Annotated in this window: 14 protein-coding genes; 4 read left to right on the top strand and 10 right to left on the bottom strand. The window is 70.0% G+C overall.

Features of this window, described 5'->3' with window-relative positions; translation table 11 throughout:
• Window positions 1-26: 26 nt before the first annotated feature.
• Together A3IC_RS59740 and A3IC_RS0142305 are read right to left on the bottom strand one after the other, a co-directional pair.
• The gene (locus tag A3IC_RS59740) at window positions 27-1,247 is read right to left on the bottom strand and encodes a L,D-transpeptidase (RefSeq protein ID WP_020556125.1); all 1,221 of its coding nucleotides are present in this window, start codon (window positions 1,245-1,247) and stop codon (window positions 27-29) included.
• Window positions 1,248-1,498: 251 nt separating this feature from the next.
• Window positions 1,499-1,963, bottom strand: coding sequence for an NAD(P)H-binding protein (locus A3IC_RS0142305; protein WP_020556124.1), 465 nt, complete (start codon window positions 1,961-1,963; stop codon window positions 1,499-1,501).
• A 431-nt stretch (window positions 1,964-2,394) separates the two neighbouring features.
• Here A3IC_RS0142305 and A3IC_RS0142300 point away from each other — a divergent pair, with 431 nt between their 5' ends.
• From A3IC_RS0142300 to A3IC_RS0142290, 3 genes are all read left to right on the top strand, one after another.
• Window positions 2,395-2,724, top strand: coding sequence for a hypothetical protein (locus A3IC_RS0142300; RefSeq protein WP_020556123.1), 330 nt, complete (start codon window positions 2,395-2,397; stop codon window positions 2,722-2,724).
• A gap of 244 nt (window positions 2,725-2,968) precedes the next feature.
• A complete protein-coding gene (glgX, locus tag A3IC_RS0142295; RefSeq protein WP_052174051.1) occupies window positions 2,969-5,134 on the top strand; it encodes a glycogen debranching protein GlgX in 2,166 nt (721 codons plus the stop codon).
• Window positions 5,135-5,340: 206 nt separating this feature from the next.
• Complete coding sequence (locus A3IC_RS0142290) at window positions 5,341-6,120, top strand: tyrosine-protein phosphatase (protein ID WP_020556121.1); 780 nt, start codon at window positions 5,341-5,343, stop codon at window positions 6,118-6,120.
• Window positions 6,121-6,211: 91 nt separating this feature from the next.
• On the opposite strand, the gene A3IC_RS0142285 is transcribed toward A3IC_RS0142290, so the two are convergent.
• The 6 genes from A3IC_RS0142285 to A3IC_RS0142260 all read right to left on the bottom strand — a co-directional run bounded on the left by A3IC_RS0142285 (window position 6,212) and on the right by A3IC_RS0142260 (window position 10,815).
• Window positions 6,212-7,201, bottom strand: a complete 990-nt coding sequence (locus A3IC_RS0142285; protein ID WP_020556119.1) for a hypothetical protein — start codon at window positions 7,199-7,201, stop codon at window positions 6,212-6,214.
• 54 nt (window positions 7,202-7,255) lie between these two features.
• Complete coding sequence (locus A3IC_RS69345; RefSeq protein ID WP_020556118.1) at window positions 7,256-7,432, bottom strand: hypothetical protein; 177 nt, start codon at window positions 7,430-7,432, stop codon at window positions 7,256-7,258.
• Window positions 7,433-7,495: 63 nt separating this feature from the next.
• Entirely contained in the window at window positions 7,496-8,107 is a 612-nt protein-coding gene (locus A3IC_RS59735; RefSeq protein ID WP_020556117.1) for a hypothetical protein, read from the bottom strand.
• 104 nt (window positions 8,108-8,211) lie between these two features.
• Window positions 8,212-8,619: a hypothetical protein gene (locus A3IC_RS63385; protein ID WP_020556116.1), complete on the bottom strand. Its 408-nt coding sequence runs from the start codon at window positions 8,617-8,619 to the stop codon at window positions 8,212-8,214.
• Between the two features lie 236 nt (window positions 8,620-8,855).
• Window positions 8,856-9,536 (bottom strand): response regulator, encoded by a 681-nt coding sequence (locus A3IC_RS0142265; protein WP_020556115.1) that lies wholly within the window; start codon window positions 9,534-9,536, stop codon window positions 8,856-8,858.
• A gap of 7 nt (window positions 9,537-9,543) precedes the next feature.
• Window positions 9,544-10,815 carry a sensor histidine kinase gene (locus A3IC_RS0142260; protein WP_020556114.1) on the bottom strand — a complete coding sequence of 424 codons (1,272 nt, stop codon included), beginning with the start codon at window positions 10,813-10,815 and terminating at the stop codon, window positions 9,544-9,546.
• 391 nt (window positions 10,816-11,206) lie between these two features.
• Here A3IC_RS0142260 and A3IC_RS0142255 point away from each other — a divergent pair, with 391 nt between their 5' ends.
• Window positions 11,207-13,507, top strand: coding sequence for an MMPL family transporter (locus tag A3IC_RS0142255; protein ID WP_020556113.1), 2,301 nt, complete (start codon window positions 11,207-11,209; stop codon window positions 13,505-13,507).
• 116 nt (window positions 13,508-13,623) lie between these two features.
• On the opposite strand, the gene A3IC_RS0142250 is transcribed toward A3IC_RS0142255, so the two are convergent.
• Together A3IC_RS0142250 and glgP are read right to left on the bottom strand one after the other, a co-directional pair.
• Window positions 13,624-14,817: a L,D-transpeptidase gene (locus tag A3IC_RS0142250; protein ID WP_020556112.1), complete on the bottom strand. Its 1,194-nt coding sequence runs from the start codon at window positions 14,815-14,817 to the stop codon at window positions 13,624-13,626.
• Between the two features lie 343 nt (window positions 14,818-15,160).
• Entirely contained in the window at window positions 15,161-17,773 is a 2,613-nt protein-coding gene (gene glgP, locus A3IC_RS0142245) for an alpha-glucan family phosphorylase (protein ID WP_026219364.1), read from the bottom strand.
• Window positions 17,774-17,938 lie beyond the last annotated feature (165 nt).

The raw sequence follows: 17,938 nt of genomic DNA, 5'->3' as shown, positions 1-17,938 counted from the left end.
GCTCCCCGGGCCTCGGCGCCCGCGCCTCAGTGCGTCGGCGTCGTGCTCTTCGGAGCGCCGTCCGACGTATCGCTCGCGATCCACTTGTCCCAGGGCACGTTCCAGTCGCCGAAGCCGTTGTCCGCGGCCACGGTGCGCTCGTCGGAGCCGGAGATGTCCACGACGTCGCCCGGGATCACCCGGTCGTACAGCCACTTGGCGTTCTCCTTCGTCATCGAGACGCAGCCGTGGCTGGTGTTCTCGCTGCCGAAGACACTCGGGTCGGCCCAGTAGTTGCCGTGCACGAAGGTGCCCGACGTGGTGATCCGCATCGCGTTCGGCACGTCGTCGATGTCGTACTCGCTGCCCAGGCCCACGGTCTGCGAGTTCATCCGGGTCTTCTCGAACTTCTCGGTGATCACCATCTTGCCGTTCCACGTGCTGTACTTCGGCGACTTGCCGGCCGTGATCGGGATGGTCTTGATCAACTGGTCGTTCTCGTACACCTTCATGGTGTGCGCCTTCACGTCCACCATGGCGATCCGCTTGGTGGCGGCCACCTTGAAGCTGTAGCTCTTGAACTGGTTGGCGATCGCGCCGTTGCCGACGTCGACCCCGCGCAGGTTCAGGTTGACCTTCACGTTCGTACCGGGCGCCCAGTAGTCCCTGGGCCGGTAGTCCACGCGGGTGTTGTCGAACCAGTGCCAGTCGCCTTCGACCTTGGGCTGGACGTCGACGGACAGCGCCTTCTCCACCGCGGCCCTGTTCTTGACCGGATAGTCGAAGGTCAGGGACACCGGGAAGCCCACGCCGACGGTGGCGCCGTCCTCGGGGCTGAACCTCGCGGTGACCTTCTTGTCGCCGGACAACGTGCCGAACGTCGCCCGCGCGGTGGTGGGCGCGTTGTCGGCGTTGGTCGCGGTCGCGCTGACCGTGTACTTGCCGCCGAGGGTGAAGGCGACCTTGGGCTTCCAGGTCTTGCCGTCCGGGTCGAGTGCGCCGTCGACCGGTTCGTTCCGCGCGTTGACGACCTTGACCTCGCCGAGCTTGCCACCGTCGACCGCGATCGTGATCGGCGCCTGCGGGTCGATCGCGGTCGCGCCGTCCGCCGGGGTCAGCGTGATCGCCGCCGGATCGGCCCCCTTCTTCTGATCACCCTTGGCCGTCGAGGTGTTCCCGCCGTCGGCCTTCTTGCCGTCGTCGTTGCCGTCGTCGGAGCTGCAGCCCGACACGAGCAGGAGCGCGCCGAGCACCAGTGCGGGCAGCACACGCCATCGAGCCGGCGACCGCCTCGACGAGAGCGGCTTCGATCCTGCTGACATGTACGGGTAGTCCCTTCATCCGGAGCCGAGTCGTAACCCGGCCTGGGCCGAGAGCCACATCTCACAACCCATGTGACGAATCGAACATCCACCGCGGTTCCGAAGTCTCGGTCATCCGCAGGCAAATACGGCCATCCCGGCCATCCTCTCGGACAACGGGCAGCCGGCCCACCGTGATCGCGCCGCCTCGACGTGTCTCACTCGGCCCGCCGATCGGCCTCCACCAGTTCGTGGACCAGCGCCGGATCCGGGCATCCCGGCCGATCGGCCCCGCCGGCGGGCAACTGACGGATGATCAATTCGTACTCCGATTCGGCTCCTTGGGCCCAAGCATGGGTCGGTGGCTGTGGCAGGACCGTGACGATCCGCTGGAGATCCGTACCCTCCGCTGCCTCCAGCAACCACCCCCAGGTGTCACCCGGCGAACCGTCCCCGTCGGCGCCGCGATCGAGGTGCACCACGGTGTGCGCGCCCTCCAGCACCGCGCCCAGCCGCCCCGGGTCGCACAGGTCGCTCACCGCGACCCGGATGCCGGCCGCCCGCAGCGCGCCGACCGCGCCGCGATCGCGGACGGTGGCTCGCACCTCCCCGTCCGAGGCCGCGAGTTCGAGCGCGACGGCACGACCGAGAGGTTGGTCGGCTCCGGTGACTACGACAGGCATACCGGCAACCTTACTCAAACCCGGCATTCGTGAAGCTCGTGTGAAGACGGGAGCGCGCGCCCCCGGCGGGGTGGCACGAAAGGACTTGAGGTGCACTTCCGCGCTCCGCCGGTAGGGAACGACGCCTCGGTCACTCACCGTTCATCGACAAAGCCATGAAATCCAGCCACAATGGCCGAAAGTCTAGGCCGAATCGGCGGAAATCCCACCTCGGCCGCAACCCTCCGTGTCGGCGCTCGTTGGGGGCACGGGGCTCCCATGTCACTCTCCCGAGGGAAGCCGAGCCATGTGACTGGATTTGTTGTCACTGCTTGCGACAGCTTGGTCACACGAAGTCGCTCCGAGGGCCGGGTCGTTCGCCCCCGCAGCGACCCGTGCACCTGATGGGATGCCCGGGCTCAGCCCGGATCCGCGACACACGGAGGATCCACATGAACCGCAAGCTCGGCACTCTCGCCGTAGCCCCCCTCGTCGCCGGCCTGCTCTTCCTGGGCGCCGGCGCCGCCTCCGCCGACGGGGGCAACGGCACCGTCGGAGACAACGGCTCGACCGCGTCGACCACGACCTCCTCCACCACCAACAGTGGCAGCGGGAACGTGCTCGGCGGCGTGGACGGCAACTACAACGCCACCCAGCAGAGCGCGACCGGCGCCGGTGCCTCGAACCAGAACAACACCGCGGGCGTCAACGGCAACTCGGGCGTCGTGGTGATCGGGCAGGGCAACGCGGACATCGTCCGCCACTGGCACCCCTGGTTCTGAGCAGACCCGATCGGCCGCACCGACCCAGCCGATCGTCGTTCCCGCTGCGGCGGCATCCCTCGGGGGATGCCGCCGCAGCGGCGTACCGGGACAGGTCCTGTCCGGGGATCAGGGTCCGGGCGTGTAGGTGTGGGGGCCCGGCGGGAACATCCCGGGGGACCGGGATGGGAGGCGGGCCGTGACGCTCGAGTGGGAATCGACGGACCCCGAGGTCGACACGCGTGACGTGCTCGGCGGATATGCCATGTCCAACGGCCATGTGCCGCCGCCCTGGCCGGGCCGCCGGTTGCCGCTCGGCGCGCGCTTCGACGGCGCGGGCACCAACTTCGCGCTGTGGGCCGGCGACGCGGAGGCGGTCGACCTGTGCCTGTTCGAGGACGGACCGGACGGGACGCCGCGCGAGAGTCGGCTGCCGCTGCGCGAGCAGACCTTTCGGGTGTGGCACGGCTACGTGCCCGGTGTGCGCCCCGGTCAGCGGTACGGCTACCGCGTGCACGGACGCTGGGAGCCGGGTCGGGGCGCCCGCTGGAACCCGGCCAAGCTGCTCCTGGACCCCTACGCACGGGCCGTGGACGGCGATTTCGTGCTGCACGACGCGGTGTTCGGGCACGTGCGCGGCCGCGACGACACGGTGCGCGACGATCGCGACTCGGCCGCGTACGTCCCCAAGTCGGTGGTCGTGGCGGATGACAGCGACTGGTCGCAGGACCGGCGGCCGAAGATCCCGTGGGCCGAGAGTGTCATCTACGAACTGCACGTCAAGGGCTTCACCGCGCGCCACCCGCGCATCCCGGACCACCTGCGCGGCACCTACGCGGGCCTGGCCCACCCGGCCGCGATCGATCATCTGGTCCGGCTGGGGGTGACCGCGGTCGAGTTGTTGCCGGTGCATCAGTTCGTGTCCGAGGAACACCTGTTGCGGGGCAGACGGACCAACCACTGGGGCTACAACACGGTGGGCTTCTTCGCGCCGCACGCCGGCTACAGTTCGGCGGGCGGGCGCGGCGGTCAGGTGCACGAGTTCCGGGACATGGTGCACGCGCTGCACGCGGCCGGCATCGAAGTGATCCTGGACGTGGTCTACAACCACACCGGCGAGGGCGGCCCGGCCGGGCCGACGTTGTGCTTTCGGGGCATCGACAACGCCGGCTACTACCGATTGGCCGACGGGGGCCGGCACTACACCGACTACACCGGCTGCGGGAACACGCTCGACGTGGTCCAGCCGCAGGTGCTCCAGTTGATCACCGACTCGCTGCGCTACTGGGTGATCGAGATGGGTGTGGACGGCTTCCGGTTCGACCTGGCGGCGGCGCTGGCCCGGTCGACGCACGACGTGGACATGCTGTCCTCGTTCCTGACCGTGATCGCCCAGGACCCGGTGTTGTCCCGGGTCAAGCTGATCGCCGAGCCGTGGGACCTGGGCGCCGGCGGCTATCAGGTGGGCGCGTTCCCGCCGCTGTGGACCGAGTGGAACGACCAGTATCGGGACGCGGTCCGCGACTTCTGGCGGGGCGCCCACCCGGATGTGCGCGGGCTGGCCTACCGACTGTCCGGCTCGTCAGACCTGTACCAGCGCGACGGGCGCAGCCCGTACGCCTCGATCAATTTCGTCACCGCGCACGACGGCTTCACCATGCGCGACCTGGTCACCTACGAACGCAAGCGCAACGAGGAGAACGGCGAGGACAACCGGGACGGCACCGACAACAACCGGTCGTGGAACCACGGCTACGAGGGCGAGACGTCGGACCCGAACGTGGTCTCGCTGCGCAAGCGGCAGATCCGCAACCTGATGACCACCCTGCTGCTGTCCACGGGCGTCCCGATGATCACCTCCGGCGACGAGATGGGCCGCACCCAGGCGGGCAACAACAACGCCTACTGTCAGGACAACGAGCTGTCCTGGCTGGACTGGTCGGCGCTGGACTCGCCGCAGTGGCGGCCGCTGCTGGATCTGACCGCGCGGTTGATCCGGCTGCGGCGGGCGCATCCGGTTTTGTGCCGACGGGCGTTCTACTCGGGTCGCCCGGTGGCGCCGGACGGGCTGCGCGATCTGGCCTGGTTCACCCCCGGCGGGCGCGAGATGACCCGCAAGGACTGGTTCGCGCCGACCGCGACGCTGGGGATGTACCTGTCCGGTCTGGACATCGACCGTCGGGGCCCGCGCGGCGAACGGATCCTGGATGACAGCTTCCTGTTCATCCTGCACGCGTCCTCGCAGCCGATGCGCTTCACGCTGCCGGACGAGCCGTGGGCGCACAGTTACGAGGTGGTGCTGGACACGGCACTGGAGGAAGACCCGATGGCACGCTACAGCGAGCCGGTCGCGGGCGGCAGCGGACTGCGGCTGGCCGGGCGCTCGGCGATGCTGCTGCGGGTCGAGCACGCGGTGTGGGCACCCACATGACGACGGTGCCCGGCCCGAACCGGGGCGGCGGGGGCGGGATGGCCGCGCGCGGACGCCCGAATGGCCAAAGGTGATCGCCGAGATTGCCGAACGCGGGCAGCGGCATCCTCCGCCGTACCCTCCCGTAGGGTGGATGCACCCACCCGGCAGCCGCCCGTCCGGCATCCGCTCGCCCGGCATCTCCTCGAAGCGAAGGACCGCGCACCATGACGTCCCCGACGCCGATACTGGTCACCGCCCCGAACTTCCGTGACGCGGGTGGGCATGCCACCGTGGACGGCCGCAAGGTGCGCACGGGTCTCGTGTACCGCTCCGACGGTCTGGGCGAGGTGGATGCCGCGGACGCCGCGACGCTGCTGCGGCTGGGCATCGGCCTGGTGATCGACCTGCGCTCGGACACCGAGCGCGACCGTGAGCCGGACCGGGTGCCCGAGGGCGCCGAGCTGTTGATCGCGGACGTGATGGGGCGCCAGAACGACGAGCTGTTCGGCGAGGTGTTCGCCGACCCGGACCGCGCGGGTGAACTGCTCGGCGGCACGGCCGGGCGCGATCTGATGTGCGAGGTGTACCGGCGCTTCGTGACCACCGAGGGGGCCCGGACGGCCTACCGCGACGTGTTCGCCCGGATGGCGGCCGTGGAAGCGCCGACGGTGTTCCACTGCTCGCAGGGCAAGGACCGGACCGGGTGGACCTCGGCGGTGCTGCTCACCCTGCTCGGGGTGCCGCGGGTGACCATCGTCGAGGACTACCTGGCCAGCGCGGAGCACCTCGCGGACAAGAACGGCGAGATCCTCAGGCACATCGCCGAGCGCGGCTTCGACCCCGCACACCTCAAGCCGGTCTTCGACGTGCACGAGGACTACCTGAACACCGCGTTCACCACGGCGCAGGAGCGGTACGGGTCGGTCGAGGGCTATGTGCGGGACGGGCTGGGGCTGACCGACGCGGAGGTCGCGCGGCTGCGGGAGCGGTTGTTGACGCACTAGTTGTCGACGCACCGGCCGTATCGGCGCGCGGTGTTCTCGGCGCGCGCCGGGGGTGGGCCGGATCGGCCGGCACCCCCGGCGGTGCACGGGGTCAGCCGCGCGGCGGGCCCCATGGCGGCGGCGGGGGGCGGTGGTAGCCGGATTGCGGCTGTTGCCAGGCCGGGTGTTGATGCGGGTTCGGTGGCTGTCGCGGCGGGGCCGGCGGGAAGAACCCTTGCGGTTGCGGCTGCCACGGGTTGGCCTGGTTCGGGAACAGCGGCATCGGCGGCGGCACCGGCTCCGGCCGGCGGGTCGGGTGCGGTCCGCCACGGAAGGTGACGCCGTAGCGACTGCGCACCCGGCGGATCTCCCACAGCGACATCAGCGTGATGGTGACCGGGCCGCCGAGCGTGCCGATCAGCCGTACGCCGGTCGGCAGCGCACCCTTGCCGCCGTCGTCACCGAGGTCGACCAGCGCGCCACACCACGAGAGCCAGGGCGCGATCACGGCGGGCAGCAGCGGGTGTCCGTCCACGGCACGGAACAGGTGCTGCGGAATCGCCCGAACCGCGAGGAGCCAGAAGCGCAGCACCCACAGCGACACGATCAGGCCGAGCAGCGTGACGAGGAACGAGGTCACGTCGGCACCCGCGTTGACCCGTCGGGATCCGTAGGCCAGCGAGGTCAGACCGCCGAGCGTGGCCACCGAGACGACCACGAACAGACCGAGCGAACGCAGCGGCAACATCAGGCTCTTGCGCGTCTCGGTCCGCACGTCGGGGCGGGTCAGGGCGACGATCACGGCCACCGCGATCGGACACGCGATGATCGCCACGAAGACGGACGCGATGAAGCTCGCCATCCAGCCCTGGGCGGCGTCGTCGGTGCCGCCGTAGGTGACCGCGATCCAGATGAGTACGCCGAGGCCGAGCCAGGACCGGATCGCGCGCACCCGCTCCAGGGTCACGTCGCGCCCGATCAACCGATAGTCGGGCACGAAGTATCGCTCGGCGACTCGCTTGGGCAGCGGAATCCAGCCGAAGGCGAACATCGCCTTGCGTTCGATGCCGGCGGCTCCGGGCGGATGGAACGACTGCGTCACAGGAACGCCTTTCTCGACGACGCGCCCCCGTACAGGCGCCGACTCGCCCCGATGCTAGGGGGTATTCCGGGGGATGCCGTCGCCGGTTCGGGCGCGCGGTCCGCCGCGCGACGCGTTCGCGATCGGCCGGAAGTCGCTCGGCGAGCCGGCCGCCACCGCGATGATCGGGTCGAACGTCGCGTCCTCGTCCCGGTGTCCGGCATCGATCCCGTCGTATGCGAGGAACACCACGGCAGCCACCGGGCCGGTGCGCTTGTCGCCGTCGAGGAAGGGGTGCCCACCCCTTCCGGGCCGTTACTTCTTCGACCAGTCGCGCCGCGGGAGTTCCGCGCGGCCCTGTGGGGTGTCGGCGTTGGCGCGCAGGAGGATCGCGGTGGGGACGATGTCCTTGGGGAGGTCGAACCACAGGTCCTCGACCAGGGTGTCCGAGGCGCCGAGGGTGAAGTCGCGGAGCTGGCGCTTGATCTCCATCGATTCCAGGTCCATGCCCAGTCGGCTGCCGTCCGACAGGACCAGGCGCTGCTCCAGGTTGGCGATCTGCACGGTGGCCAGCGAGTTGTTGGCGATGGAGACCTTGACCCGGCACAGTCGGCCCTTGGCGAAGTGCTCGGCGTGGGTACCGGTGATCCACTCGATGCCGCAGGTGAGGCCCTGCGCGGTGAACGTGGCCGGCCCGCTGAGCACGGCCGGGGCCTTGACCGGTATCTCCCACTCGCGCATGGTCATCTTCAGCGGCTTGTCCTTCTCCGGCCAGTACAGCGCCGCCGCGCCCGCGGCCAGGCCCGCGCCGATCAGCAGCCCGAACACGAACCCGATCGCGATCCACTGCCGAATCCGCCGCCGGCACCGGAGATGCCCGACCACCTCGTCGCGTAATTCCTCGGCCTTGCGCCCCACCACACCCATCCGTCGCCCCCGTATTCGGTCCCGAGGCCCGCATCGTACGGGCGGGCGCCAACCCCTGACGAGAGCTTCCGCGGCTCTCCTGCCGGCCGGGCGGTGACGACGGTTCAGCCGTCGGGGGCGTGGCCGTGGTCGATCAGGGTCGCCGCGGCTCTGGTGATGGCGGCGTCGAGGGGGCCCAGCGGGGTGGGGATCGGGTTCTCGGTGGGGGGGACGAACCAGACGAGCGGGCCGGCGCCGCCGCGCAGCGGTGGGAAGGTGACCCACGCGCCGAGGCCGTGCCGACTGGGGCCGCGCTGGTCGCGCAGGCGCGTGCGGGCCGGGGAGGTGACCGGGACCAGGAAGCCCATCTTGGCGCAGCGCCGGTCGTGGATCACCGGCCCGACCCGAACTCCCGCGGCGCGCAGGTGCTTCACCACCTCACGCCCCAACCGCGCGTCGACCTCGACGACATCGAACGTCTGCCCGGCGGCCACCAGGCGTGGAGCGTAGGGATTGCCGGATGAGTCACTCATGGAACGGCACCTTCGCCAATCGGGTCGAACCGGCCCCCGCAGGTTCCATCCCAGCCTGTCGAACCCGTCCATGGGGGCCACACGCACGAGTTGATGCCTTTCCGTCACCTGTTCGGCCCACAACAACCGCCGGACCACACCGAAAGCCCGGCCCACGCGGCTCCCTGCCCCGACGCTCCCACCGTCGTGGGCGCGTCAGTCGCGGTACGGGTCACCGAGGGCCGGCATCGTTCGCCCTACGGCGTCCGGCCCGCCTGGACCAGGCCGGATTCGTAGGCGAAGACGACGGCCTGGGCGCGGTCGCGGACGCCGAGTTTGGCGAACAGGCCCGTGGCGTGGTTCTTGACGGTCTGCACGCCGATGCTCATCGCCTGGGCGATCTCGGCGTTGTCCAGACCCGCGGCGATCAGCCGGAGTACCTCCACCTCGCGCGGGGTCAGGTCGCGCAGGGCGGTCGTCGAGGGCTGCGGGGCCGAGGGTGCCTTGACGAAGGACTCGATCAGCCGGGTCAGCAGTCGCGGCGCGACCGCGGCCTCGCCGAGGTGGACGGTGTAGACCGCCGCGATCAGGTCCTCGGGAGACACGTCCTTGGGCAGGAAGCCGATCGCGCCCGCGCGCAGCGCGCCGACCACGTACTCGTCCATGTCGAAGGTGCTCAGCGCGAGCACCCGGCACTCGGGCAGTTCCTCGGTCAGCCGCGCGGTGGCCTTGACGCCGTCGAGCACCGGCATCCGGATGTCCATCAGGATCACATTCGGGTGCAGTCGGTGCGCCGCCTCGACGGCCTGCGCACCGTCGCCCACCTCGCCGATCACCTCGATGCCGGGATCCGAGCGCAGAATCAGGGCCAGGCCCCGACGCACAAGGGGTTGATCGTCCGCGAGCAGCACGGTGATCGGGGGTGCGTCCACGCTCATCCGGATTTCAGTCCTCTCCTGGCTCCATCGGCGGCAACGGCACGCGGGCGGCCACACGGTACCCGCCTTCGGGTCGCCTGCCCGCCTCCAGCGTGCCGCCGTGCACGGCGACTCGCTCACGCATGCCCAGGAGACCGTACCCGCCGCCCGCCATCGTCGACCCACCGCCGTCGCCGTCGTCGCAGATCTCCACCGTGACCCGGTCCGAGCCGTATTCGAGTCGCACGAAGGCACGCGCGTTGCCCGCGTGTTTGCGCGCGTTCGTGAGCGCCTCCTGCACGATCCGGTACAGCGCGAGCGCGGTGGCGGGCGGCAGCGGACGCGGCTCGCCGAGTTCCTCGTACTCGACGGGCAGGCCGGCCGCGCGCGACTCGATGAGCAACCGGTCGATCTCGTTGACCCCCGGCTGTGGTTCCGAGGGCGCTTCCTCGACCGCGTCCGAACCGCGCAGGACTCCGAGCAGTTGGCGCATCTCGCGCAGCGCCGTGCGGCCGGACGACTCCAGCGTGACCAGCGCGGCCCGGGCGGTGTCCGGATCGCGGTCCAGGGTGGACCGCGCGCCGCCGGACATCAGGTACATCGTGGTGATGTGGTGCGCCACGATGTCGTGCAGCTCGCGCGCGATCCGCCGGCGCTCCTCGGTCACCGCCCGATCCGCCAGCAGTTGCCGGTTCAGCTCCATCTGCTCCTGCCACCTGCGCACCCCGACGCCGGCCGCGCTCGCCATGCAGATCGCCGTCAGATCGGCGAGCGTCGCCATCGGAAGCGACCATCCGATCCGGACTCCGCACACCACCTGGCTCACCAGCGTCGCGGCCCCGGCGGCGGCGACCACGCGGTGGGAGCGGTAGCGGGCCACCGAGTACAGCGCCACCGTGAGCGACAGGCCGAAGTTGTACACGGTCGGCGTGACCAGCAGCACCACCGCCAGGTACAGCCCGGCCACCGCGCCGAGCACGTGCACCGGATACCGCCGGCGCATGATCGTCGACGCGCCACCCGCCACGAGCAACAGCAGCGCAAGCACGGAAAGGTGCCCGTCGCCGTGCCCGGACGACAGGAACGAGGCGACCTCGGCCGCGGCGCAGCCGAGCGCGATCAGCAGGTCGTTGCGTCGCCACGGGAAGGCCCGGATCCGGCGGCCGGCCTGCCGCAGCAGCCCGGTCGACGGCCCCGGCTCGGCCGGCGCGGTACCGGCGAGGGTCGCCGGCGTCGCGGCGCCCGGCTCGACGACGAGCAGCGTGCCGCCCTCGGCCGCTGAGCGATGGTCGGCGCCCATCCGCAGGCCCCCTTCATGATCTTGTGCGGTTCGTTCGGCCGCCGGACCGGCGCCTCCCCCAGGCACCCGGCGCCGGCGCGCCGCCGTCGTCCCGGTCGCGGACCCGACCCGCGCCGACACGCGGCTCATTGACCCATTCCATCCTCTCCGCCCCCATTCCTGAACCGCTTCACAGACGATCCCCGGCCCCGGACCCGAGTCCTGGTTGCGCGGTGGTCCCGGACCGAGGTCCCGGTCCACAGCCCTTCCCCCGGTCGATGTCCGAAGGGGGCCGCGCGTGATGACCTTGAGTCAATCCGGAGTTCCCGTATCGAGCTCCCGCGTTTCGACCCGACGGCGGAGAAGGAAAATGATCCGTAGAACAACCGCGTTCGCCACTCGTCATCGATGGATGACCATCATCGTCTGGGCGATTTTCGGTCTCACGCTGTCCGCCGTCGCAACCCCGTTGATGAACAGCGTCACCGATTCCTCGACCGGCGATTTCCTGCCGAAGAAATACGACTCGGCGGCGGCTCTGCAAATCGCCGAGAAGAAGTTCGACGAAAAGCCCGATCCCAATATGGTGACCGTGCTGGTGGCCCGTGCGGACGGCGCCAAGATCGGCCCGGCGGACCAGAGGAAGATCGCCGACACAGCGGCTGCGCTGGCGAAGAAGCCGATCGAGGCGGAGCCGGAGCAGTTCGCCAAGGACTTCTCGCAGACGCCGCGCTACACCGTCGGGGTGGTCGCCCCGGACGGGACGTTCCAGCTGGTCTCGCTGTCGCTGAGCGGGAATATGAACGATGTCGGCCTCCAGGACGTCTACCGGGACGCCCGTGATCTGGCGAAGACCGATTTCGAGGCCGCCGGGTTCCGGGTCGGATTCACCGGTGGTATCGCGAACACGGTCGACAACCTGGACGAGGAGAAGGACACCGAGGCTCTCGTCGCCATGTTGACGATGGGTCTCATAGTCCTGCTGAACGTGGTGGTCTTCCGCAGTGTCCTGGCCGCTCTGCTGCCGCTGCTCGCGGTGGTGATGATCAGCGGTGTGGCCACCGGCGCGGTGGCCGGCAGCGCGAAGCTCCTGGACATCAAGCTGGACCCGTCCGTGCCGTCGCTGATCACCGTCGTACTGCTCGGCATCGCCATCGACTACTTCCTGTTCCTGATGTTCCGCTTCCGTGAGGAATTGCGCGCCAATCCGGATATGGACAAGCGCGAGGCCGCCGCGATCACCGCCGGTCGGGTGGGCAACGCGATCACCTGCGCGGCGCTGACCATCGTGGCCGCGTTCGCCACCCTGGGCATCGCCAGCTTCGGTCAGTTCAAGGTGCTCGGCCCGGCCATCGCGGTCTCGGTGCTGGTGGCCCTGCTCGGCAGCCTGACCCTGATGCCCGCACTGCTCGCGGTCACCGGTCGCGGGTTGTTCTGGCCGGCCCGTGCCTGGAAGAAGGAACGTCCGGCGGGCTTCGCCGCCCGTCTGGGCGAGAAGGTCAGCGCGCGTCCGGTGCGCTACCTGGTCGGCAGCCTGGTCCTGCTGGGCGCCCTCGGCGCCGGCGCGGTCGGCGTCAAGATGAGCTACGACCAGGAGGGTCAGCCCACGACCAACGCGACCCGGACCGCCGACGAGATCTCCCGCTCGCTCCCCGCGGGCGTATCCGACCCGCACACCGTCTACGTGCAGACCAAGGCCGGCGGCAAGCTCGACGAGCGCTCGCTCACCGGGCTGACCGGCGCGCTGGGCAAGGTCGAGGGCGTCGGCCAGGTCGCCAAGCCGGTCCTCAACCCGGACGGTTCGGCCGCTCGGATCGATGTGTTCCTGGCCGCGAAGGCCGACTCGCAGAAGGCGCGTGACCTGGTCACCGGCCCGGTCCGGGGCACCATCTCGAAGAACACCCCGAACGGCACCGAGGCGCACATCACCGGAACGGCCGCGATCTTCGCCGACGTGTCGAGCGCGGTGGACAAGGACCTCAAGCTGGTCTTCCCGGTCGCCGCGATCCTGATCGCGCTGATCCTGTTCCTGCTGCTGCGCTCGCTGCTGGCGCCGCTCGTGCTGATGCTCGCGGTCGGGTTGGGCTTCGTGGCCACGCTGGGCGCCGGCACCCTGGTCTTCCAGCACATGCTCGACCGGCCCGGTGTCTCCTTCACCCTGCCGCTGGTGCTGTTCCTGTTCGTGGTCGCGCTGGGCACCGACTACAACATCCTGATGAGCGACCGACTCCGTGAGGAGATGGACAAGCCCATCCCGGCCCGCAAGGCGGTGGCCAAGGCGGTCGAGCACACCGCGCCCGCGATCGCCACGGCCGGTCTCGTCCTGGCCGGCTCCTTCGCCAGCCTGGCGGCCAGCCCCGCGACCGCCGAGATCGGCTTCGCCACCGCGGTCGGCATCCTGCTCTCCTCGATGCTGCTGTCCATCGTGCTGGTGCCCGCGATCGCCGCGATCCTGGGTCGGGGCCTGTGGTGGCCGCGCCGGGGCGGCAAGGCCAAAGGGCACGGCGGCGGGACCGGCGCGCCCGAGGCGTACGGCAACCCGGACGCGGACCGCACGCTCGTGACCGAGCCGCAGATGGCCGGCGGCTACGGGCCCACGCCCTACCAGGGACAGCAGCCCTACCAGGCGCAGCAGCCCTACCCCGGGCAGCCGTCCCAGGGGCAGCACCGGCAGCCCTACCCGCCGTACCGCCCGGACCAGTCGCACGGCTGACCGGGTAGGAGGAAATCCGAACGAACAACCCGAAGGGGGCGGTGCCGGTGACCCGGCACCGCCCCCTTCGGGCGTATGCGCCATGCGAATTCGGCGCGGTCGAACGATCGAAGCGGTCAGCTCGCCGCCGTCCAGCCGGCCCAGTCCATCGACCAGCCGCTCCAGCCGTTGTCCGGGGCGATCACCTTGTCGGGCGAGTTGACCACCTCGATCACGTCGCCGATCAGCGACTCCTTGTAGAACCACGCGGCGGCCATGTTCGGGTCGCCGCCGCCCTTGACGTCCTGCAGGCTCACGCAGCCGTGGCTGGTGTTCTCCTTGCCGAACGGCGGCGGGTCGCGCCAGTAGTTGCCGTGCACGTAGGTGCCGGTGACGCTCAGCCGCATGCCGTGTGGGACGTCCGGGATGTCGTACACGCCCTTGGCCAGGCCCACCGACTGGGAGTTCATGTGCACGGTGAGCTCTTTGGACATGATCGTCATCTTGCCGTTGTACGTGGTGTTCTCCGCGTCGCCCAGGCTGGCCGGCAGCTTCTTGAGCACCGCGCCGTCACGGGTGACCGTCAGTGTGTGCGCGCTGTTGTCGGCGACGCTGGTCTGCGCGCGGCCGACGGTGAAGGTGACGTCCTTCTTCTGCTTGCCGTAGACGCCCGGGGAGGTCTGCTTGCCGTCCAGGTCCAGGTGCAGGGTCACCTTCGTGCCGGGCGCCCAGTACTTCTCCGGGCGAAAGTCCAGCCGCTGGTTGCCGAACCAGTGGCCCTTGACGTCGACGGCGGGCTCGGAGGTGACGGTGACCGACTGGTTCACCACCGCCTTGTCCCTGACCGGCTTGGTGAACTCCAGCGACACGATCATGCCGACGCCGTACGTTTCGTTGGCATCGATGTTGAACACGCCGTAGTTGGTGTTCGCCGGCGTCAGCGTGGTGAACGAGGACTGCAGCGCGGAGACCAGCCCGCCGGCGTCGGTCGCGGTCGCGGACACCGCGTACTTGGTGCCGGTCTGCAGCGCCGCCGCCGGCACCCAACTGGCCCCGTCCGGCGCGATCGTGCCCTCGACCGGCTTGCCGCCCTCGGAGCTGGTCACGGTGACCCGGGTCAGTTTCCCGGCGCTCGCGCTCACCTTCAGCGCACCGTCGGTGGCCACCCCGGTCGCGCCGTCCTTCGGGACGATGGTGACCACCGCCTGGGAGGTCTTGGGCGCACCGTCGGGTGCCTTGGTCTGGGCGATCGGCTCGACCTTGTCGTCCTTCTTGGCCTTCTTGTCGTCGCCCCCGCCACACGCCCCGACCCCCAGGAGCGCGACACACACGGCGAGCGCCGGCAGGACCCTGCGTATCCGTCGTCGCGAGCGAGGTCTCCGTGCTTCCGAACCGGATGTCGCCCCTGCTGCCGTCGTCGGCATGGATCTCCCTAAGTCGCCGCACTACCAGAGGAGATGACGACATTTCCCACCCTTGCCGTTACGACCCGGCAGTATGAGGTGGATCACTCTCCCCGGTGCGGAACCGGGTACGGGAGTCGGCCGTCCGCGCGAGAGGTCACGAAGCCGCGACGCCCATCCCGCCCGGCCGACCGCCGGTCGCGATCCGCCCCGGAACGCGTTCGGGCCCCGCCGTCGACAAGGACGGCGGGGCCCGAACGGCCGGTGCGGCTCAGCGCAGCGGCATGCCCTCCGCGAAGCCCTCGCTCTCCGGGGGTGCCGCGATCAGGCCGAGTTCGGCCGGGCCGGCGAGCAGCGGGTGCGACGGCATCACCCGGACGGTGTAGCCGAACGGGCCGGTTCGATCCAGGGCCAGGGAGCCCTCGTAGAGCCGGCGGTCGTGCTCGTCCCGGCGACCCGCCTTGAGCGGGCCCACCGCGGCTTCGACGATCCGGTCCGCGTTGTCGACCCGGCCGTGCACGACCTGGACCTCGACGTCGGTGGGCGCGAGTTCGCCCAGCGAGACGAAGACCCGCACGTTCAGCGTGTTGCCGACCTCGGGGGCGTCCCCTATCCCGCCCGACTCCACGTGATCGACCCGTACGCCGGCCCAGCACCGGCGCACATTCGCCTTCCACTCGGCCAGTTCGCGCGCCGCCCGACCGGTGATCGCCCGGCCGGAGAGCGCCGCCGGCGTGTACAGCACGTCGACGTAGTCCTTGACCATGCGGTCCGCGAGCACCTTCGGGCCGAGCGTGGCCAGCGTGTGCCGGACCATTTCCAGCCATCGGGTCGGCAGGCCCTCGGGCCCCCGGTCGTAGAACCGGGCCGCGACCGAGTTCTCGATCAGGTCGTACAACGCGCCCGCTTCGAGGTCGTCGCGGCGGTCGACGTCGGTGATCCCGTCGGCCGTCGGAATCGCCCACCCGTTCGAGCCGTCGTACCACTCGTCCCACCATCCGTCCAGGATGGACAGGTTCAGACAGCCGTTCAGCGCGGCCTTCATCCCCGAGGTGCCGCAAGCCTCCAGCGGCCGCAGCGGGTTGTTCAGCCACACGTCGCACCCGGGGTACAGGTGCTGGGCCATCGCGATGTCGTAGTCCGGCAGGAACACGATCCGGTGCCGTACGTCCTCGCGGTCGGCGAACCGCACCAGTTCCTGGATCAGCCGCTTGCCCCCCTCGTCGGCCGGATGCGCCTTGCCCGCGATCACGATCTGCACCGGCCGCTCGGGGTGCAGCAGCATCCCGCGCAGCCTGGCCGGATCCCGCAGCATCAGGGTGAGCCGCTTGTAGGACGGCACCCGGCGAGCGAACCCGATGGTCAGCACGTCCGGATCGAGCACGTTCTCGATCCAGCCCAATTCCGCGTCGCCCGCGCCACGTTGCTTCCAGGACGCGCGCAGCCGCAGACGGGCCTCGGTGACCAGCTTGGTGCGCAGCGTGCGGCGCAGCTCCCACACCGAGGCGGCCGACAGTCGGTCGATCGCCGCCCAGGCCGAGGGATCCTCGGCGAGTTCGACGCCGGCTTCGCGGCCGGCCAGGTCGAGCACGTCGGCATCCACCCACGTGGGCGCGTGTACGCCGTTCGTGATCGAGGTAATCGGTACCTCGGTGGTGTCGAAGCCCGGCCACAGGCCGTCGAACATGCCCCGGCTGACCCGTCCGTGCAACTTGCTCACGCCGTTGGCCCGTTGAGCGAGCCGCAGGCCCATCACGGCCATGTTGAACACGCCCGGATCGCCGTCCGGGTATGTCTCCGCGCCCAGTGCGAGGACCCGGTCCACCGGAACCCCCGGACAAGCGAGGTCACCGCCGAAATGCCGCTGGATCTGGTCGCGCCCGAACCGGTCGATACCGGCCGGGACGGGCGTGTGCGTGGTGAACACCGTGCCCGCCCGGGCGGCTTCCAGGGCCGCGTCGAAGTCCAGCCCCTCGGCCTGGGTGAACTCGCGGATGCGCTCGATGCCCAGGAAGCCGGCGTGGCCCTCGTTGGTGTGGAAGACCTCGGGCGCCGGATGACCGGTGATCTCGCAAAAAGCCCGCAAAGCCCGCACCCCGCCGATGCCGAGCAGCATCTCCTGATGCAAACGGTGTTCGCTCGTGCCGCCGTACAGCCGGTCGGTCACCTCGCGTTCGGCGGGCTCGTTCTCCTCGATGTCCGAGTCCAACAGCAGCAGTGGCACTCGGCCGACCTGGGCCTTCCAGATCCGCGCGTGCAACTCACCCGTCGGGAGTCCGATGACCACCCGTGCGGGTGCACCGTCGGCACTCCGAAGGAGGGTCAGTGGCAACTCGTTGGGGTCCAGGAGGGGATAGCGCTCCTGCTGCCAACCGTCTCGGGACAAGGACTGCCGGAAGTACCCGTGGCGGTACATCAGGCCGACTCCGACGATCGGCACACCCAGGTCGCTGGCGGCCTTGAGATGGTCGCCCGCGAGGATGCCCAAACCGCCGCTGTACTGCGGAAGTGCCGCGGTGATGCCGTACTCCGGCGAGAAGTACGCGATCGCCGCCGGCGGCGAATCCGGAGCTGTGCCCGGCTCCGACAGGGTTTGGTACCAACGAGGTCCGGTCAGGTATTCGTGCAGGTCTTCGGCCGCCACCCGCAATCGGGCGAGGAAGCGGCGGTCGTCGGCGAGGGCGCCGAGTTTGTCGTTCGGCACGGTGCCGAGCAGGCGGACGGGGTCCCGGCCGACCGAGGCCCAGGTGTCCGGATCGATCGACTCGAACAGGTCGCGGGTCTCCGCGTGCCAGGACCAGCGGAGGTTCATCGCCAGTTCACCCAGTGGCTCCAGCGGAGCGGGCAGAACCGTACGCACGGTGAATCTGCGGATTGCTCTCACGCTGCGACCCTAGCCGGAAGGCGGCAGAACTTGCGACAGTGGATGCGGTGTGCTTGCAAAGCCGGCAAGATCTTGCGGATGCGTCTGGGGGCGTTTTTACACCATATGGACCGTGCCCCGAGTGACTCGATGATCGTTGAACAGCCGGGTCCTTCCGTCCCGGCG

This window comes from Embleya scabrispora DSM 41855 (assembly GCF_000372745.1).
Taxonomy (GTDB): Bacteria; Actinomycetota; Actinomycetes; order Streptomycetales; family Streptomycetaceae; genus Embleya; species Embleya scabrispora.
Note: the sequence above shows the minus strand (reverse complement) of the source record. Positions and strands in the feature narration are given on the sequence as shown.